This is a genomic window from Shigella dysenteriae (assembly GCF_022354085.1).
Taxonomy (GTDB): Bacteria; Pseudomonadota; Gammaproteobacteria; order Enterobacterales; family Enterobacteriaceae; genus Escherichia; species Escherichia coli.
Genome location: NZ_CP055055.1, coordinates 527,645 through 547,907 on the forward strand (window position 1 = coordinate 527,645; position 20,263 = coordinate 547,907).

16 protein-coding genes are annotated in these 20,263 nt (G+C 47.3%); 3 read left to right on the top strand and 13 right to left on the bottom strand.

Features of this window, described 5'->3' with window-relative positions:
- Positions 1-70: 70 nt before the first annotated feature.
- From HUZ68_RS02530 to mdtM, 8 genes are all read right to left on the bottom strand, one after another.
- A complete protein-coding gene (locus HUZ68_RS02530) occupies positions 71-1,249 on the bottom strand; it encodes an MFS transporter (RefSeq protein WP_001089435.1) in 1,179 nt (392 codons plus the stop codon).
- A 67-nt stretch (positions 1,250-1,316) separates the two neighbouring features.
- A complete protein-coding gene (locus tag HUZ68_RS02535; RefSeq protein ID WP_122996445.1) occupies positions 1,317-2,159 on the bottom strand; it encodes an SdiA-regulated domain-containing protein in 843 nt (280 codons plus the stop codon).
- Positions 2,160-2,425: 266 nt separating this feature from the next.
- Positions 2,426-4,705: a pentapeptide repeat-containing protein gene (locus tag HUZ68_RS02540; RefSeq protein WP_239594021.1), complete on the bottom strand. Its 2,280-nt coding sequence runs from the start codon at positions 4,703-4,705 to the stop codon at positions 2,426-2,428.
- A 312-nt stretch (positions 4,706-5,017) separates the two neighbouring features.
- Complete coding sequence (locus tag HUZ68_RS02545) at positions 5,018-5,284, bottom strand: putative Se/S carrier protein (RefSeq protein WP_062883007.1); 267 nt, start codon at positions 5,282-5,284, stop codon at positions 5,018-5,020.
- Positions 5,281-6,048, bottom strand: a complete 768-nt coding sequence (gene yjiL, locus HUZ68_RS02550) for a putative 2-hydroxyacyl-CoA dehydratase activator YjiL (RefSeq protein ID WP_023308647.1) — start codon at positions 6,046-6,048, stop codon at positions 5,281-5,283. The genes HUZ68_RS02545 and yjiL overlap by 4 nt, the downstream gene beginning before the upstream one ends.
- A gap of 9 nt (positions 6,049-6,057) precedes the next feature.
- The gene (locus HUZ68_RS02555) at positions 6,058-7,209 is read right to left on the bottom strand and encodes a double-cubane-cluster-containing anaerobic reductase (protein WP_239594022.1); all 1,152 of its coding nucleotides are present in this window, start codon (positions 7,207-7,209) and stop codon (positions 6,058-6,060) included.
- 115 nt (positions 7,210-7,324) lie between these two features.
- The gene (locus tag HUZ68_RS02560; protein ID WP_001037376.1) at positions 7,325-8,605 is read right to left on the bottom strand and encodes a DUF445 domain-containing protein; all 1,281 of its coding nucleotides are present in this window, start codon (positions 8,603-8,605) and stop codon (positions 7,325-7,327) included.
- A 40-nt stretch (positions 8,606-8,645) separates the two neighbouring features.
- Positions 8,646-9,878 (bottom strand): multidrug efflux MFS transporter MdtM, encoded by a 1,233-nt coding sequence (gene mdtM / locus HUZ68_RS02565; protein WP_001719432.1) that lies wholly within the window; start codon positions 9,876-9,878, stop codon positions 8,646-8,648.
- 467 nt (positions 9,879-10,345) lie between these two features.
- On the opposite strand from mdtM, the gene HUZ68_RS02570 reads away from it, so the two are divergent.
- Positions 10,346-11,290 carry an Rpn family recombination-promoting nuclease/putative transposase gene (locus HUZ68_RS02570; protein ID WP_239594023.1) on the top strand — a complete coding sequence of 315 codons (945 nt, stop codon included), beginning with the start codon at positions 10,346-10,348 and terminating at the stop codon, positions 11,288-11,290.
- Positions 11,291-11,531: 241 nt separating this feature from the next.
- Here HUZ68_RS02570 and HUZ68_RS02575 read toward each other — a convergent pair whose 3' ends face one another.
- Positions 11,532-12,944, bottom strand: a complete 1,413-nt coding sequence (locus tag HUZ68_RS02575; RefSeq protein ID WP_001672349.1) for an aminotransferase-like domain-containing protein — start codon at positions 12,942-12,944, stop codon at positions 11,532-11,534.
- Between the two features lie 142 nt (positions 12,945-13,086).
- On the opposite strand from HUZ68_RS02575, the gene HUZ68_RS25090 reads away from it, so the two are divergent.
- Positions 13,087-13,239: a cytoplasmic protein gene (locus HUZ68_RS25090; protein WP_231238713.1), complete on the top strand. Its 153-nt coding sequence runs from the start codon at positions 13,087-13,089 to the stop codon at positions 13,237-13,239.
- The gene (locus tag HUZ68_RS25095) at positions 13,205-13,285 is read left to right on the top strand and encodes a YjiS-like domain-containing protein (RefSeq protein WP_087890150.1); all 81 of its coding nucleotides are present in this window, start codon (positions 13,205-13,207) and stop codon (positions 13,283-13,285) included. Before HUZ68_RS25090 ends, HUZ68_RS25095 begins: the two co-directional genes overlap by 35 nt.
- Before the next feature lie 42 nt (positions 13,286-13,327).
- On the opposite strand, the gene symE is transcribed toward HUZ68_RS25095, so the two are convergent.
- From symE to HUZ68_RS02600, 4 genes are all read right to left on the bottom strand, one after another.
- The gene (gene symE / locus HUZ68_RS02585) at positions 13,328-13,666 is read right to left on the bottom strand and encodes an endoribonuclease SymE (protein WP_001672350.1); all 339 of its coding nucleotides are present in this window, start codon (positions 13,664-13,666) and stop codon (positions 13,328-13,330) included.
- Between the two features lie 214 nt (positions 13,667-13,880).
- The gene (locus HUZ68_RS02590; protein ID WP_096840002.1) at positions 13,881-17,144 is read right to left on the bottom strand and encodes a type I restriction endonuclease subunit R; all 3,264 of its coding nucleotides are present in this window, start codon (positions 17,142-17,144) and stop codon (positions 13,881-13,883) included.
- A gap of 94 nt (positions 17,145-17,238) precedes the next feature.
- Positions 17,239-18,615 carry a restriction endonuclease subunit S gene (locus HUZ68_RS02595; protein WP_096840003.1) on the bottom strand — a complete coding sequence of 459 codons (1,377 nt, stop codon included), beginning with the start codon at positions 18,613-18,615 and terminating at the stop codon, positions 17,239-17,241.
- A complete protein-coding gene (locus HUZ68_RS02600; protein WP_096840004.1) occupies positions 18,605-20,224 on the bottom strand; it encodes a type I restriction-modification system subunit M in 1,620 nt (539 codons plus the stop codon). Before HUZ68_RS02600 ends, HUZ68_RS02595 begins: the two co-directional genes overlap by 11 nt.
- Positions 20,225-20,263 lie beyond the last annotated feature (39 nt).

Genomic DNA, 20,263 nt, shown 5'->3' on the forward strand with positions numbered 1-20,263 from the left:
TACCTCCAAAGAAAAAGGATGTTTTAATTATTTTACGTGATGTACTGAAAAGTTAAATTCGTTAAATTACTTAAGAATAATTCGTATGCAATTTGAATATTTGCATCCCGCAGATTAATGCTGCGATAAATAGCGCCGCTGCGCCGCAGAGTGTGGCGCTGGCGAGCGCCGACGTTCCGTTGCCGAGCATACTGGTCAGCGCCGGGCCAAGAATTTGCCCGATACCATAAATGAGTGTCACAAAGCCCAAAAGGTTAAGATTTCCCGGCACGCTAAGCTGGCGGGCGATGGTCATAACCAGCGAGGTCGTTCCCATAAAGGTGCCGCCAAAACCAATACTGCTGATGATGAGTAATAAAGGAGAGCTGCTGGCGAGGGTTAACAGCACGCAGATCGCCTGCACCAGCAAATTCGCGGTCAGGCAAGGTAATGCTCCCCACCGTTTGGCTGCCCACAGCCAGCCAAAGCAACCTGGGACAATCGACAAGCCAACCAGTGTCCAGAGGTGAGCCGTCAGCACAGGCTGGCCCGCGTCTTTCGCCATGAGCGGCAGGTAGGTGGCGACGATGATATAACCAAAACCCGCCAGACCATACAGAATCGCCAGTAACCACCAGCTCATGGGTTGTTGCGCGATTTTTGCCAATGGCGCTGGCGGGATAACGTGTTTATTCGACGGGATGAGCAGCGCCAGAGCAAGCAATATAATGGCAGAAAGTGCTCCGGCACCTTGCCACAACGTTTGTGAAGAGAGGGCAAAATGCAGGCCTGCCAGCACATATTCATTGCCCAGAGCGATGCCGACGCCAACACCAGAAAATAGCGCCGCAAGGACAAAGGGATGACGAGTATGCTGCATGATGAGCGTTGAGCCGAAAATCAACATCCCGGCGCTGGCGACTCCCGCCAGAAAGCGAATGATGAAAACCAGAAGAAACGGCGGCAGCCACGCCATCGCGAGGATTAATAATCCGGTTGCGAGGGCGGAAGCTAACAGGAACGGGCGCAGGCGTGAGGGTAAATGAAACGCGCCGAATGAAAACAGCAGGCTCCCCGCCAGATACCCGGCATAGTTACCACTGGCGATCCATGAGAGTTCGCTAAATGAAAACTCGCCTTCCGCCAGCATGACTGGCAGCATCGGCGTATAGAGAAAGCGGCCTAAACCCATACCTAAGGTCAGAACCAGCATCCCGAATAACGCGGTGCTGAAAGAAAAACGTTCTACGGGATGCGATGTCGAATTCATGTTCTGCCTGGTTTGTATTATTTTGAGTTAACAAGTTAATAACAAAAAAGGAGAACCTGCCAGACTGTTATCGTGATTTTGTCGACGTAAAGCGATAAAAAAGATTCGGTTCGCCAACGATATAGATGTTGCCGCTATCATCCATCGCTATCCCTTCCGCCTGCTTGATGTTGTGTGAAAGGCCATACTTACCTTTGGTTAACGACATTTCGCCGATCACGTCACCTATCACGGTCACTTCCTGCAGGGCGCGTGACTCATGTGACAACACCAGCAACGTATTTTTCTGTGGGTTAAATTCCGCGCCAGAAACATCGTCTAAAGTAAACTGACGCTGCAACGCTTTATCTTTGCTGATATGCAACTCATCGCTACGCAATAGCCCGGTTACTTTGTAGACCTCTATCGGATTTTTCTCTTTAAAAAACCAGAAGGTATGGTCCTGAGGGGAGTAAGCCAGTCCTTCAAAGCCACAGTTAGTAGGCGTTTCCTGCAATGGGATTTTAATTTTTTTGAGGATGCTCACTTCCGAGTCAGCGTTAAGTGAAATCACATAAATGGCGTAATCACGTTCATCACTGATGACAAATTTATTATCACCAATGTATTCAATCGTCTCGAGATCCTTAACAAAATCGAGCGGAATGGTGCGGATCAGGTCGCCCTCGGTCGTCATTTCAACGATGGTTGCAGGTTTGTTGATAGTGCTAAATAAGGTATTGCTCTGCGCTGACCAGGTCAGTGAGGAGATATTTTTAGTTACTCCTGTAATCTCTTTACCATCGATAGTGGCCTGATAATTCTGAAACCCTGCGACATGCTGGCTTTTACGGACGCAGGATTGCACAAAAAACAGGCTTGCCGCCACGATGGCGCAAAGAAAAACGATAAAGGTGATGCGCTTTTTCAACTTGTTGCTCCTTATTATTGCTTTTTTCTCGTCAAATTTAGTGCGACAGATAAGGAGTATACGGATGAAGCTTAATGAATTCTTAACGCGGGCGATGAAATAGTAAACGCCGCAGGGGGACGGCGGTTGTCTCTGGATGGCAGAACATTTTCAGCTTACATCGACTGATAAATGCGCCTCATCCATGAATGATAGATGAGGCGGTTAACGTTTAAATGTTAATCTATATCGTCTGCCATACCCACTCTGTTTGGGTGATTATTGAACTATTCTTCAACTATATACGTTGGCTGATAAGACGTTAAACCCGGAATGGAAAATCTCCTATTCACTTCTTTCTTTAAACGGGCTTGATTAAAACTGTTACTGTCCTGTTGCTCGGTACTGTTCTTGGCTTGTTTATCGGTACTGTTATTGGCTTGTTTATCGGTACTGTCATTGACCTGTTTATCGATATTGTCATTGGCTTGTTTATCGGTACTGTCATTGGCTTGTTGCACCGTACTGTCAATGGATTGTTGCACCGTACTGTCATTGGCTTGTTTCTCGGTACTGTTATTGGCTTGTTTCACGATATTATCATTGTTCAGATATGCTCCCTCAAGATAGACATTTTTCGCTCTGACATTGTAAAAACAGGTATTTTTAAAAAGCGTTTTTATAAATATTGTATTGTCAAGCCATGCGTAGTCAAATAGGATATTCGAACAATTTGCACCAGTACAATTAGTATTGTAGAATTTTGCATTCGAAAAGTTTGCATTAGAGATTTTACAATTTGTTAAATTAGCGTTTGAAAAGTTGGTGTACATGCAGACAATACCAGTAAGATTATATTTTGAAAGATCTTTCCCGGATAGATCTGAATAATTTAGTATTGCTCCTGTAAGAATTACTTTAGGTGTTTCAGGTATTTGAGGTGTTACAGGTATTTTAGGCGTTGCAGGTATTTTATGTGTTCCAGGTATTTTAAGTGTTCCAGGTATTTCAGGTATTTTAGGAGTTTCAGATGTTGCAGGTGTTCCAGGTATTCCAGGTATTTTAGATGTTTCATATAGAATCACGGTTGTGAAATCTATGTGTTCAAGATAAGCGTTACTAAGGTCACTTCCAGTAAAGTTTACGCCAGTGAGAACTTTTCCGCTGAAGTTACTGTTCCGTAGATTTGCGTTTTTGAAATTTACATAAGTCAAGTGGCGAACTTTACGAAAATCATTATTTTCTAATGCGGCGTTTTTAAATTTTGCATTACGCAGATCACAATCAGTAAAATCCACGCCTTCACAGATTGTACCGGAGAACTTGGCATTTCTAAGAATGCTGCCATTAAAATTGACATTCCTTAGAACCATTTTAGACAAGTCTATACCGGTTAAATCCATTTCTGCTAAATTCAACCCTTCGATACACCGTTGCCACGTTGAATCTTCTGGAATAGCAGTGCTAATAGTATTGATGACAACATCACCTATCGTGAAGGTCATTGTAATTCCTGCATCAGAGATAGAGAGTTTTCGCGTAAGACGTTCACTCTTATCTCCAGTGATACTCTTCTGAGCAACGTAAAAGCGCTCGCATGTGTCACAAAATCTTTTCCAGCTCTCATTTGGGGTCAGATTATTGTCCGGGAGGAAATTAGCAATGCTATAAAGATCGTTCAGGACGCTACTTCTTATTTCAGGAGAGGCGCACTCAATAATTTCAGAGGTGGATATTGTATTTTTAATTTTATCTATATTATCCGTGAGATTTCGCGATCCTGCTATATTTGGCTGCTGGTGGTTTTCTTTGTAGTATTGCTGCAAATTTTCCCATTGTAAGTTTGTAAACGAGAAAGTTTCAGTCTTGTTATTGTTATCCCGTATGGTTAATTGATTTTCTACTGGGTCAAAAGAAATCATGAAGTTATTCAGGTGTTGATATTGATGAGTGGCATCTAATTTCACTTCAAATGAATTTGAACTTTTGCAGGCATGTTTTAAAAACTTTTCACAGGGAAGGTGTTGATCTTTATCTACGTGTTGTGGGTCATTGTGCAAAACAGAGAAAATACTCTCTTTCAAATTTTTCTTGTCAATATAGATTGGTAGTTGCGCTTTTTGTTCCATTATTTTAATAAACTGCTGCAGTTGCTCGGTTTTAACATTGCAGTGATGACTTATATCTTTATCTTTATCTTTATATTTAACAGTTAATACGCTTTCATTATCATCGTGTCGATTAAATATTATTTTTAGATCGCCAACGTCAAACTCATGTAAACCATTTCTTTTGGTTTTGGCGATGATTTGTTCTGTTGTTGATGAGTATCGATTTAAGGTTAATTCGAGATTGTCGGGATTAGAGATAAGGTGAATAAAAAGATTCAGTACACGCTTAATCAAACCGTCATTCAAATGATTTATATCATAATTAATTTGTTTTTGTATGGTTTCAATTTCCGTGTTAATATCAAATGGTAGGTTGTTTTTTTCATGGCAAGCTTTTAGTCCCGAATACATGCCGAGTGTTGGGAAAATATCCTGGTATATGTTTAGGGAGCCCATATTTTTATCCTTGAATTGTGAAATGTTCTTCTAAATCTAAAATAATCAGGGGGATGGGTAAAGATAAGCTTCGCACAGAAACTTATCTTTTATCATTATCTCACCCGGTAATCATTTTATTTCTCTATGCATAATTATGGGTTTAAGTATAATAAAATGTATTTTATATTTTAGACGTAAAATAGTAAGGTGCTATCAAAAATCGCTCATTTTGTGGATGGGAAATATTTCATGGCAGGCGAGATATTTACTACAACTTCCTTCATGCAGGATTATGCGCAGCCAATTATCCGGTTGGTATATTTAAAGATCTTATTGCCTGGTTGACGCTTCTGCATCGTAATGCACCACGCACTGCCAGTCGCTGCCCTGCTGGCAATATATCGCTTCGGTTTGCCCAGGGATCACCCATTGTATTTCCTCGCCGAGGGGACAGGTCAGCCAAATGCATAACCCGCAGCCGCCGCGTAAATCACGGGGAATATCGCTGACGCGAAAAGTCATGCCCGCTGCCTGCAACGCCTTGCGGGTTTGTATGACGCCGACCGTGGAGTGAAATAAAAATAAAAACTCTTTCATCGGCGTGTCCTCACTCGTTGACCAATTACCGCCGCGCCAATTGCGCCAGCAAATTGCGCATCAGGATGGGTATTTACCGGCATTCCCAGGTGAGATTCCAGCATCCTGGCAAACGTCTGGCAATGACTAACGCCACCAGTAAACAGAATCGGCGATTCACAGGAGAGACGAGCAATGAAATTGGCACTCCGCCGCGCCATCGCGTTAATCACTCCGGCGAGAATCGCTTCTGGCGCGACGCCCGCTGAGCGCAGGCTGATCACTTCTGATTCGGCAAACACTGTGCACATACTCGTGATGGCGTGCGGTGTGACATTTTCAGTAATGCTGTCGAGCTGCTCGACGCTGGTGCCAAGCGTGCGCGAGATCACCTCCAGGAAACGCCCGGTGCCCGCCGCGCATTTGTCATTCATCAGGAAATCGCACAGGTTACCGTCATCATCAAGCTGAATCACTTTGCTGTCCTGACCACCGATGTCGATTACCGCGCGCGTTGCTGGCGCAAGAAACCGTGCGCCCAGCCCGTGACAGGAGATTTCCGTCACCTGTTTATCGGCAAAATCCACCAGTTGCCGCCCGTAGCCGGTGAGCGTCAGAAACGGCGTTGTCTCTAACCCTTCGCGCAGAGTTTCCCAGGCTTCAGTAATTGCTGTTGCCGGGCGAAAGGGGGTTGGAACGAGGAAACGGCGCGTAATCACGCCGTCTGCCAGTAAGATCCCTTTGGTGGCGGTAGAACCAGAATCAATGCCAATCGAATATGTCACTGCCACTCCTTACAGCATCTCAATAAAGGCCGCGACACGGGTACTGAGCTGCCCGACATCTGAGGTGGAGTAGTCTGTTTCAATAGCGATATAAGGAATGTTGTGCTGCTGACGCACATGACGTTTAATTGCCAGCGATTCCACCGCGTAGGTATGACACGCCTGCAAAATCACATCAACTACGCCATCGACCTGATATTCTTCCACCATCTGGCTGAGCATTTTCAGGCGCTGATCGTTCGGCGAAACACAGGAGCAGCCAATCGCCAGATATTTATCCGCCAGCGCGTCGTAGACATCGCCCGTTTCTGCCACGCATTGCTCGGTCGCTTTCGCCCCGGTGCAGTTTTCATAACCGACCACCCAGCCGCCATTCTCTTCAATCGCGCGCACCACTTTCTCTGCTGCGCCGCCAATCGGGCAGCCGGTGATTAAAAGGCGTGGACGCGGGTCCAGTCGCTGGCCTTCTTCCCACTGCTGACGAATGCGGGCGGTCATCGCGTCCAGTTCATTGATCAACGCCTCTTTATCGAACCGGAAGGTTGCGCCGTAAACCACTTTCAGAATGTCGCTGCCGCTAAGCGCCGGAGGATTTAACTGCCCAAGATGATAAAAATTAGCCAGTGCGCGACGTTCGCGGTTTTTCAGAGCAATGGCATCGCGCAGAGCATCTTCGCTAATCTCGTGCCCAAAACGTTCTTCTACCGTTTTTTGCAAGCGCAGCATCTCGGCTTTCCATAACGCACGCGAGGCATCGTCTTTAACGCTGTGTGGCAGCTGCATCACATGAACGGGCTTAAACTCCGCCATGTATTCATACATTTTCTTTTTGCCGTCGCAGGTGGTTTCACCGACCACCAGATCCGAAAAGTAGAAGTAGGGGCATTTATCGGTTTTGCCGAAGCCGTAGCTACTTTTAATCAGCGGGCAGAGGTTGCGCGGCAGATCTTTCTCCGCTTCTTCAATGGTTTCATCAGAGGTGGAACAGAGTGAAACCACAACCGCACCGGCTGCCATCGGGATCTCTTGCGGCATAAAGGTGCAGTAAGTGCCAACCAGCGGAATGCCGCGCTCCTTGAGATCCATGACGGTGAGAAAGCCTTTCTGGCGAGCTTCAGAGAACTGATCGAAAATGGCGGGTAGATCGGTGACAAGTGACATGATTTTCCTTCCCCGTACCACGGGAGATAATGAAAAGAGGCCACATTATTACCATTCTTTTAGTATGGTTTATTTGATCTCTCTCGCGGTTAGCCACTTAGTTTTTCATGGATTTCTAAAAATTGCCGAGGGGGAACAAGGCCGGGAGCTGTGACAGCAAATATAAAATTAGCCCAATACAACCGCCAACCAGCGTACCGTTGACACGGATAAACTGCAGATCTTTGCCGATATTTAACTCTATTTGCCGCGACATATCCCGGGCATCCCAGCTTTTTACCGTATCGCTGATGTGGCGCGTCAGGAATGCGGAAAACTCAGGCGCGACGCGGTGCGCGGCTTGTTCCAGGTGACCATTTAACGACGCCCGCAAGGCATCATCGGCAATTAACGTTTCGCCAAACCATTGACCCGCCCGCGCGATACGTTCTTTCACACGAGAATCTTCACTGTTGATATCCGCTTTCAGCCATTCCCGTAAATCCCCCCACAATTCACTGAGATAGCGGTTAAAAGCTTCATCTTCTTTCAGATAACTTTTTACGGCATCGGCTCGCGCTGCCATTTCAGGATCGTTTTTCAGCTTGTCGATCAGGGCAAAGGTGGCGCGATCAAATGCATGGCGGATCTGATGCGCACGATCGCGGCTGATATCATCAAGTAAAGAATTCACCGCGTCAGAAACCAACTCCGCACTATGTTCGCCCAACCATTCGGTGGGGAGAATTTTGGCTTTCAGTGGATGCTCGCTCTCCAGCCAGCGAACAATTTGCTGGGCGATAAACTTGCGCGATTTATCGCGCTGGAGAAGGGCGATCAACTGTGCGATCAGCGTATCCAGCAGCACCTGATGACGATCGTTTTTGGTCATACTCTCCAGCATCAACGCACTGGTGCCGGAAAGATCGACCTTATCAATCGCCCGATGGACCGCGCGCTTAAGCAGGCGCTGAATACGCGCATCATCGGTAAGTTCGAGAAAACCGCTCATGATCTGCAACAGATGCTGACCAACGCGGCGGGCGTTTTCTGGCTGGCTAAACCAGTTGCCAATCAGCAACGCCGGTTCGTGGCGTCGAATCAATGCCACCAGGGATTGAGTATCAAGAAATTTTTCCTGCACGAACTGGCCGAGATTTTCGCCAATCCGGTCTTTATTACGCGGGATAATCGCCGTATGGCGAGAAATGATCGGAATCGGCACGCGGCGAAACAGCGCCACCACCGCAAACCAGTCCGCCAGCGCGCCGACCATCGCCGCTTCAGCAATCGCCTTCACGCCGCTCACCCAAAAATTGGGCGGCAAAAACAGCGTAACGACAAAGGTAGCAGCGGCGATAAGCAGTAAAGAGAGCGCCAACATTTTGGCGCGTCTGAGTTCAATGAGTTTATTCATAACGTTAAGAATAGAGCCTGACGGCAGGATCGCGCAAAAATCACTGCTCCTCTGCCAGCTCGGCAGCCTGATGTTGGCGCACGCGATTAAGCAATCCCGCCAGGGTGAAAACGACGATAACGCCCGCCACGACGGCTAACAGATGAAACGGCAAGCGACCGCCGTTAAACCACAGCCAGCGGCCGATTTCGACCGAGACAGACATCACCATCAGGATCACCATATTCAGCGATGCGGAGACGGTCCCTTTCGGTAAGTTATTGGAAAAAAGCGTAAAGCGGAATAAGGTCGGGAAAATCAAACCAATCCCGAAAGCATACAGACTGGTGCCCAGCACCGACCACAGCCAGACGTGCGGTGACAGCAGGTTGCCGATAATCAACAGCGCGAGGCCAACCAGTTGAATGGGTACGGCACGCCAGATAAAGCGCGGTTCGGTCGGATCTTTAACGAAACGCGCCACGATGGCATTCGCGACAATCACCGCGCCGAATACCGGAACCTGTGTCCAGGCGAACTGCGAGGTCGTTAAGCCGCCTGCGTCAATCAGGATCACCGGCGAGACAGCCACCCAACTCATCATCGGGATATAGCTTAAAGAGATGGTTGCTGCGCCAAAGAGGAACAGCCGATTGCAAAAGACATTGCGGAAATCGCGCAAGACGCTTTTGGCGCTAAATGGAACCGCGCCGCGCTTCACTGTCTCTGGCATCGCCAGCAGTAAGCCAACAAATGAGATAAAACCCATAACCGCAATGATGGCAAAAAGGACTTTCCAGTGCACAAAGTGCATCAGAGCTGCGCCGGAAAGCGGGCCAATAATCGGCGCAATCAGTACGATGGAGGTGATAATCGCCATCAACTTGATCCCTTTTGTCTGTCCGAACGCCTCCTGCACCGTGACATAACCAACGGTAGCAATAAAACAGATACTGGTGCCCTGAATTGCACGCGCGATAAGAAACTGTGTCATAGACGTTGTGAACATTGTCGCGGCGCAGGCAAGGGTAAAAATGAGCGCCCCGGTAATCAGCACCGGCCTGCGGCCAATCCTGTCGGAAAGCGGCCCCAGCAGCCACTGCAATGCCATGCCTCCAGCGAGATAGAGACTGACGGCAGCCGGGGCCAGACTGACATCGGCATTAAAATCACGGACCACATTGATAATTCCAGGCTGGATCAGATCCGTCGAAAGATAGGCGGCAAAGTCATACAAAATCAACGCCATCGGGAAAAACAGCGTAGCGGCATGGCGGGCAAAAAAACGTGGCATAACAAACAACTCCTTGTCCGGAGAACCCCAACGGGGAAAACGAAATTCAATACCGTCGGTAATGACGAAAGGTAGGCGAGAAGGACAAATGTACTGAATTTCATGTAATCAACCACACTGCCTGTGAACACACAGACAGAGAAATACCTTCTGACTCCAGGTCAGAATGTATAACGATTACAAATAGTCATCAGCACATTACACCTCTTTAATTGATGGGTTGCATAGAAAATATACACCTTAAGTGTAATTAAAATTTGCGGTTAATCAAAAGAGCGCGGTGGAAAGGGGAATATCTGCCGGGTACAGGAAATGTAAAACGCGAGCCTGTTTCCGGAAAAATGTATCGTTTGCAGAAGAATAAAAATAGCGCTGGAAAGCGCCTCGGGGAACGGGAAATTGCCGGGTGAGAATGGTTTTGTTAGTCGCTAAAGTCGGGCCATCTTATCAACAGGTGACGGATCGCCATGACAAACTTCACAACCAGCACGCCGCATGACGCATTATTTAAATCCTTTCTCACTCACCCTGACACCGCGCGGGATTTTATGGAGATCCACTTACCCAAAGATTTACGTGAACTGTGCGATCTCGACAGCTTAAAACTGGAATCCGCCAGCTTTGTCGATGAAAAATTGCGGGCGCTACATTCCGATATTCTGTGGTCGGTAAAGACCCGCGAAGGCGATGGTTATATCTATGTGGTGATTGAACATCAGAGCCGCGAGGATATTCATATGGCGTTTCGCCTGATGCGATATTCCATGGCGGTGATGCAGCGCCATATCGAGCATGATAAACGCCGGCAGCTACCGCTGGTCATCCCGATGCTGTTTTATCACGGTAGCCGTAGTCCTTACCCCTGGTCCCTGTGCTGGCTGGACGAATTTGCCGACCCGACTACCGCACGGAAACTTTATAATGCCGCGTTCCCGCTGGTGGATGTCACTGTCGTGCCAGACGACGAGATTGTGCAGCACCGCAGAGTCGCCCTGTTGGAGTTGATCCAAAAGCATATTCGCCAGCGCGATCTGATGGGGCTTATCGATCAACTGGTAGTATTACTGGTTACAGAGTGTGCTAATGACAGCCAGATAACTGCGCTGTTAAATTACATTTTACTGACTGGCGATGAAGAGCGTTTTAATGAGTTTATCAGTGAACTAACCAGTCGAATGCCTCAACACAGGGAGCGAATAATGACGATTGCAGAGCGAATTCATAATGATGGATGGCTGTTAGGGATGGAAAAGGGGAAAGAAGAAGGGGAACAACGCCTCCTTAGATTGCTTTTGCAGAACGGTGCGGATCCTGAATGGATACAACGATATACTGGACTTTCGGCAGAGCAAATGCAGGCATTAGAGCAACCCTTGCCTGAAAGCAAGCGCGATCCATGGATCGAGTACTAATCAGAGACTGATGACAAACGCAAAGCTGCCTGATGTGCTACGCTTATCAGACCTACATTACCTCTGCAATCTATTGAATTTGCGCGATTTGTAAGCCGGATAAGGCGTTCACGCCGCATCCGGTATGAACAAAGCACACTTTGCCTAAGCCATGCTGGAACGTGGCGATGCCCCTGCAAAGATAAAACGAGTCACAGGCGATTCGTGAGAGGAAATCAGGGGCCTCGCCACTAATTCGAAATTATTCCATTGCCCGATACACGGCCTCGCCAATTTGCTTCAGCGCTTCGCGATAAGTTTCGCTGAGTGGCAAAGCACAGTTGATGCGCAGACAATTACGGTATTTGCCGGAAGCTGAGAAAATCGAGCCTGCCGCCACCTGGATTTTCATGCAGTATAGCTGCCGCGCAACGCAAACCATATCGACCTGTTCAGGCAATTCTATCCACAGTAAAAATCCGCCTTTCGGGCGCGTAATACAGATTTCGCAGGGAAAATATTCCCGTATCCAGCAGGTATAAAGCGCCAAATTGCGCTGATAGATCTGCCGCATCCGCCGGATATGGCGATGATAGTGACCTTCCAGCACAAACGTCGCCGCCGCCATTTGCGTAGACGGTACATTAAAGCTGCTGATGGCATATTTCATATGCAGCAGTTTATCGTGATAACGTCCCGGTGCGACCCAACCCACGCGCAGGCCTGGAGCAATACTTTTACTGAACGAGCTGCACAACAGCACTCGCCCGTCGATATCCCATGAATGAATGGTCCGCGGGCGCGGATACTCCGTTGCCAGTTCGCCGTAGACATCATCTTCAAAAATCACAATATCATGACGCTGAGCGAGAGAGAGAACGGCCCGTTTGCGCGCGTCCGGCATAATAAATCCCAGCGGATTATTACAGTTTGGCACCAGAATGATGCCTTTAATCGGCCACTGTTCCAGCGCCAGTTCCAGCGCTTCAACGCTGATGCCTGTTTCTGGATCGGTTGGGATTTCAATCACTTTCACGCCCATGCCGCGCAGCATCTGCATTGAACCGTAATAACAGGGGGATTCGACCGCGACAATATCGCCCGGTTTACACACCGCCATTAACGCCATCGACATCGAGTTATGGCAGCCGCTGGTGATGATGATGTCATCGGCGGTGACCACCGAGCCGCTGTCGAGCATCAGGCGGGCAATCTGCTCTCGCAATACCCGCTGACCGGCTAGCAAGTCATAACCGAGAACGGTTTGCAGATTATGCTGTACCACCCGGCTTAGCTCCCGCCACAGCGGTTTCAGGCTGGGCGTTTCGACATCCGGCGTGCTTTTGCTTAACGGAACAATGGAACTGTCGCTATGCGCCTCCAGCATATCCAGCACCTGATCCCACTGGGTAATTTCCACCGGGCGCTGCACCGGACGCGTCATTGGTGGCACTGGCGGTTGGGCTTTCCGTTGTGCGACAAAATAACCCGAACGCGGCTGCGGAGTGATGAGCTTCATCGTCTCCAGCGTCTGGTACGCCTGCTGCACGGTGCTGATACTGACGCCGTGCTCCTGACTTAAGCTGCGCACCGACGGCAATTTCTCCCCGTGACGATACAGCCCTTGCTCAATCCGCTCAGCAAGTAGAGTCGCCAGATGTTGATAACGCGTCATGCTGTATTCCTTATTTGGACCATACAGAGAGAGAAACCGGTACAGATGAGGCTAAAAAACCGGATGCAGATGCTGTTTTAACCTGTCTGTATGTTAAATAAAACTAATATTTGCATCTGTATTGTGAACTGCCAGAAGGCGGATGATGAAGCCTCTGAAAGATGAGGAGGCAGCAGATGGAATTTTACGAAAACAAAGCCAAAACGCCGTTTATCAGACTTGTGCAACTCTGGCAGGCGATGAGGCGTTGGCGGCGGCAAATGCAGACCCGACGAGTGTTACAGCAGATGAGTGATGAGCGGTTGAGGGATATTGGGTTACGCAGGGAGGATGTGGAGTGAGGGGGAAAATTCCCCTTCCCGTGTGGGGAAGGGGAGAGAAACTTAGCGTGGCGTTTTGCTACTAATCACCCCAATAAATTCCTGCACCTGCTTTTGTTTACGCACCGATAGCTTGCACACCTTTCGCAGCGACTGCATCAGTTCGCTCTCTTCGATGGCGGGTGGTTGGGCGGTGAGGACAATACAGCCTTCCATCACTTTGACATCTACCGCCGTGCCAGTGGCAAAACCGGCGGCTTCCAGCCACTGACCTTTCAGGGTGATGGCGGGAATACGGCTGTAATCCGGGTAGCGGCTCGCATAACTCACGGTTAATTGACGGTTATTTGCCGGGGAGACTTCTGCTTCGAACGGTTGTGCAATAGAATGCGTGTCAGTCATGATTACTATTCTCGTGAAATAGGGATTGTGATGAGCGGTGCGGGTGTGTTGGCGCACATCCGCACCGCGCTAAATACCTGGATATATCATCAGTAAATACAGGGAAAGTCCAGCTAAAAATAGAAAATAATAGAAGCGTTACTGGAAAGATCTGGAAGAGAAATTAACGTTAATTCAGAATGGCCGGATAACAAAGTGTATCCGGCCTTCATAATTAATTTAAAGCACTCATATGATGTTCTTTAAAATTCTCTGCCTGTGCCAGCACACCCATATAAACATCATCATTCGCTACTGGCGGGAACTTATGCTTGTGTAGAAGCAGAATAAGTTCAACTTTCAGTTTCGCTTTAATATCATCGCGTTTACTCCAGTCAGGATATTTCGATGTGTTGTCAACCACACTTTTCATCTCTTTTGCCAGTGACAGCATTTTTTCATCGTCATAGGTGAACTGATATTTATCGCGCATATGAGCAAGAATGTCGAAAAAGGCTTTTTCTTCAATATCAATGCCTAAATCGGCCCAGGTGCCCATTTCGGTTTTAATATCATAGATAATATCGGTCATTTCCTGACTGAATGTATCGAATTCTTCACCGTTGAGTACATCATCTTCTCGCCGCTCATTATAACGATCTATAATCGCCTGGAAGCGGCGGGTGAAGTTAATCCCTTGCAACTGGTTCACTTTCTTGAAGTCGCTGATCGCTTTTTCCAGTAATTTTTGTAATAACTGGATCTTCGTTGCCGGAAGTTTGATCTTGTTAATTCGCGCCAGATAATCTTCGTCAAAAATATCGATGGATTCCGCTTTTTTATCGCCAAGAAAATAAATTTCTTCTACGCCATCAGCTTTTAACGCTTCTGCAATCATTTCACGAACGCGTGCATTCATCTGGGTAACATCCGGTGCGTCGCCTTTCGTCAGTTTGAAAACAATTGAACGAACAGCAAGATAATAGTGAATATAGTCACGTTCTGTCTGTGATAATGCTTCGCTGCCGCAGCAGACATCGTAGGCGGCTTTCATGCGTTTAACCAGTCCCATAAAACGACGTTCAACTTTCTGGGTACGCAGAACAAATTCCGCCGCGCGGTTGAGGCAGGATAATTGCGCTTGTGACTCACCACTAAAATAATCCCGACTGTCAAATTCGTAAAAGACTTGCCCCAACAAATCGAGATGGTTTTTAACTTCTATTACCGATTGCTGAATATCTTCAAAGTTGGTGGCATCAATGCGGGAATACATTGCCAGTGCCTGGTTCATCTGACTTTTAATGCCGATGTAGTCCACCACTAACCCTTTACTTTTGCCTTCCAGTTTACGGTTAACGCGAGAAATGGTCTGGATAAGATTATGTTTTTGTAAGGGTTTATCAATATAGATGGTATCCAGTTCCGGGACGTCGAAACCGGTCAGCCACATATCAACAACAATGGCAATTTTGAAATTCGATTTAGCGTTTTTGAACTGCTTATCCAGCTCTTTACGATATTCTTTTGTGCCCAGTAAATCATAAAGCGCCTCGTCGTCATCTTTACCGCGCGTCATGACCATCTTCACCATTTCAGAAGGCGGTAACTCTTTTTGTTCCTGTTCCGTCAGGACGACGCCATCGGGTGCTTGCTTCACTTCAAACCAGGCAGGGCGAATAGCTTTAAGCTGACGGTAGAAATCCCAGGCAATTTCACGGCTGGCACAAACAAACATGGCTTTGCCTTTTACGGTGGAACCTTCGGCTACGCGTTTTTCATAATGTTTGGCAAAATCTTCCGCGAGGGCTTTTAACCGATCTTCATCACCCAGTACCGCATTCATGGTTGCGGTGGCTTTTTTGCTTTCGTCGATTTGCCACTCATTGGTGCCTGCGTTTGCGCACTCTTCGTAATACTTTTCGACTTCTTCCAGTTTGCTGGAGTCCAGGATCACTTTAGCCGCACGGCCTTCGTACACGATGCGTACAGTGATTTCATCCTGAACGGATTCGGTCATGGTGTAACTGTCGATCACCTCACCGAAGACATCGAGCGTCGCGTCAATCGGTGTGCCGGTAAAGCCAACATAGGTGGCGTTTGGCAGTGAATCGTGCAGGTATTTCGCAAAGCCATACGTTTTGCGCACTTTTCCGCTTTCTTTATCGACGATGACTTTCTGGTCGAGGTTAACCTGGCTGCGATGTGCTTCGTCCGAGATGCAAATGATATTGCTGCGTTCAGAAAGGAGTTCGGTGTCTTCGGTGAATTTATGGATCGTTGTCAGGAATACACCGCCACTATTGCGTCCCGCCAGTTGATTACGCAAATCTTCACGGCTGGTAACAGGAACGATGGTGTCGTCGCCAATGTAATTTTTGGCGTTGCACATTTGCGCAGAAAGCTGATCGTCCAGATCGGTGCGGTCGGTGATCAAAACAATGGTCGGGCTGGCAAACTCCACGCTCTTCATCAAAAGACGCGTTAAAAATTGCATGGTGTAACTTTTGCCACAGCCCGTTGCGCCAAAGTAGGTGCCGCCTTTACCGCTACCGAAAGGTTTACGCGCTTGCTTGATGCTGTAATAGAGTTTGCGGGCGGCATAGTACTGCGGATATCGGCAGCAAATTTTTACTTCGTGCTTGGCTTTATCCGGGAAGCAGATAAAGTTTTTAATCACATCCAGCAGACGTACCGGATGAAACAGCCCCTGAATCATTGAGTGCAATGATGGAATTCCGTCCTGTTCACGGTTTTCATTACCGGTGACTTTGCGCCATGAGTAAAAGTATTCATAGGGCGCAAACAGGTTGCCCATCCGGTTATTTACGCCATCGCTAATAATGCAGAGCGTGTTGTAGATAAACAGTTGCGGAATATCCCGGCGATAGCGTTTACAGAGCTGCTTCCAGGCATCGCCAATACTGGCTTCCTGCTCGCGCACCGCACTTTTAAATTCAAAGACGACCAATGGCAGACCATTGATATAGAGAATGCCGTCAGGAATACGAGTCTGATTATCTTTGCCGGAGATTTTAAGCTGGTTAACAATCTTAATCCGGTTAAGCGGCGGATTCATATAGGAAGGCGGGAGTTCCGCCGCCTGTTGCAACGGGACATCTTCGGCGTCAAATATCTGGCGCAGTGCGGCAGGTAGATGCCGGGTGTCGAGCAATTCAATATAGAGATCTTTTTGTTGCCGATCGTCGCGTTTGAACAGAAAACCATTTGCCAGCCAGCGACAAAATGTTTTGTTGCTTTCATAAAGGTCGGAGGCCGGAAGCGTGGTGAACTGTTTGATCAGTCGCTGAATCTCTTCTTCAGTAATGCCATCAGGCTGGTAGCGTGCCGCTAAATAATGACGGAGATCGTCTTCGATAATGACCTGATCGAGACTCGAACGTGGGACATTATCGCCGATCAGGTGTTGATATCCCTGATCCTGTAGCAGTTCAATGATCGCTTGTTCTAATTTTGCTTCACTGAAAGAGAGACTCATATCGCGCTCCAACCCTGGCTAATTTCTGGTAAGCATTCCCGTATCAGTAGAAAACCTTACCAGAAAGCCCCTGATTTTACAGGGGCAAAATGCGTTATGCAGCTTCGGTTTTTTGGATTAGATCCGGGAGCTCCTCCACGGATAGCTCGCCGGAGATGAGTTTGGGGAGCAGGGTGTCTCGGAGTTTCGTCAAAGCAATATTTTGATAATTATTGTTAAGTATTTTGGAAAAATACTTTTTAACATAGGTAGAATATGTATTCGTTAATTCCTCATTGCAAAATGGAACTTTAATATTTTTAATAGTATCTCTTGTTATTGTATTAAAAACGGACCCGTGCCCCATCTGTTGAAGCGTCTGAACAACATTTTTTAATTGAAAATACACATATTCATCCGAGATTTTATTTTTACCAATAACACCATAGCAAGACTGATTCATTGCCATCGGAACTGCAACCATTGCACATTTTCCGACAGTTCCTCTGGCACTAATTATTGTTGTTCCTTTTCTTAATAGTTTTGCAGAGGAATTTTTTAGTCCTTCAGCGGTAATACTTTTCTCTGTGGATAATACATATACGTCGGATTCGTTAGGTGCGTCGACAACTGAGAACCACGGAATGTCTCCATTCCAGTATTCTTCTACTATTGTTTTAGGAGTACCACCACCAATTAATTCTATCAAATCATTGAAAGATGTTATTAACCAGTCCTTTGGCACCCAACCTAACTCTGTTTCTTCAAATTCACTTGGGAAAAGCGAGCGGATTTCCGCCGGAAGCGGTTTAAAATCTGTACTATTACGTACTTTTTGACGCAACTCGGCACGAGATTGCAGAGCCTCCGGGATGGGGTTTCCCGCATCCAGAGCGTTATCAATCACCGGATCAAAATCCACAAACCAGGATTTGAACAAGGTTTGGGACATTTGTTCTAGGGTTTTATTAATTTTATTATTTAAATCAATTTTTTTATCAAGACACTTTAATTGATGAGAAATTGATTTTTGTAAAGAGACTGGAGGCAGTCTTAGTATTATTTCTCGAAGTTCAGACTGTTTAATACCTGTAACAGTGCTTCCGGAGGCTCTTCCATCCAGCTGGTTTTGGACAAAAGAAGACTGCAATAGATATAAAAGGTAATCATTTTCTAGGATTCCTTTTTTACCCCTTAGAGTAATAACTCTCTGAGCCAATGCTACTTTGCGTGCATCTAATTGTGCTACTTCACCTAGTGGTGCCTCTGTAGTTAGCACTACGTCACCTTCCAATGGTAACCCACGAACCATCCAGTCATCATAATCATTAATAGCAATAAATTCATTTACTTCTTGAATTCTGCCATTTTTAATTATTTTTGCCGTGATTAAGGGGATGCCGTTATCAACTTTTTTTGGGGTTTTACCCCTGTAATCAATAATAGCGTCCATACAATCTTCAAGGCGCATTTCTATATAATTACTCCCCATAACCTAGCGCCTCCAGATTCTGGCGAATCGCACGATCCAGTTCTTCCGCCTGCTTCATCTGCTCAAACAACGTCTTCGACAATTCACGCATTTTGGTCTCAAATGCCACGCCGTCTTCTTCCTGCTCGGCTGCACCTACATAGCGGCCCGGTGTCAGTACGTAGTCGTTATCTTTAATATCTTGCAGGGTCGCAACTTTGCAAAAGCCTGCCTGGTCTTCATATTTTTCCCGCTTGCTGTCACCACGCGCAATCCGTGCAGCCAGTTCTTCCGGCGTGCTGCGCCAGGCATGGTAGGTATCGGCGATTGTGGCAATATCTTCCGCCGTTAACTCTTTAGTTGTGCGGCTAATCATGGTGCCGAGGTTACGCGCATCAATAAACAGCGTCTCGCCCTGACGATCACGATAACCTTTGGCCGGGTCGGCAGCCTTCGATTTGGTCATAAACCATAAACACACCGGGATCTGCGTGGTGTAAAACAACTGACCAGGTAGGGCGATCATGCAGTCGATCAGATCATTTTCGATCATCTGCGCACGGATCTCGCCTTCACCGCTGGTGTTAGAACTCATCGAACCGTTTGCCAGCACAAAACCTGCTGTGCCGTTAGCCGACAGCTTGGAGAGCATATGCAAAATCCAGCCGTAGTTGGCGTTACCGGTTGGCGGCATACGATACCCAGCAAAACGTGGGTCTTTGGTTAATTCGGCTTCATTACGCCAGTCTTTCAGGTTGAAGGGCGGGTTCGCCAGAATGTAGTCGGCTTTCAGGTCCGGGTGCTGGTCGCTAAAGAAGGTGTCTGCCGGTCGTTCGCCGAGGTTAGCTGAAAGACCGCGAATGGCGAGGTTCATTTTTGCCAGTTTATACGTCGTGGCTGTCAGTTCCTGACCATACAGCGCGATATCACGGCTTTTACCCTGATGGCTTTCGACAAACTTCACCGACTGCACGAACATCCCTGCCGAGCCGCAGCACGGGTCATAAATTTTGCCCTGAAAGGGTTCGAGCATTTCAGTTAACAGCGTAACCACACATTTGGGCGTGTAGAACTCACCCCCGCCTTTGCCTTCAGTTGCGGCAAACTTACCGAGGAAGTATTCGTAAACGCGTCCGACCAGGTCTTCTTTCGATAACGTTTCAACGTCAGTTTCGTGTGCCAGCGTTTCGATGTTGTCGATGGTATCAATCAGTGACGCCAGTTTTTTGGTTTCCAGATTCTGACGGCTGAAGTAGTTGTCTGGCAGCGCGCCTTTCAGGGTTGGGTTACGTTTCTCAATGGTCGAGAGGGCGGTGTCAATTCGGACCGCAATATCGTCCTGTTTGGCATTTTGTTTGATAAACGACCAGCGCGCCTCTTCCGGCAGGTAGAAAATGTTGTCCTGCTGGTAGAACACTTCCATCTCAAGGAAGTCTGCTTGCCCATCGGCAATCATTTTTTTGCGGCGTGCTTCAAACTTATCGCTGATGAATTTCAGGAATACGAGGCTCAACACCACGTGCTTGTATTCGGAGGACTCAACGCTACCGCGAAGCTGGTTTGCTGTATCCCATAATGTTTCTTCAAAGCCTTTCTTTGCTTTGGCTTTTTTAGTTGGTGCTTTGGCCATGATGAACTCTGTTCAGATAAATTAGGTCGCTATTGTAAT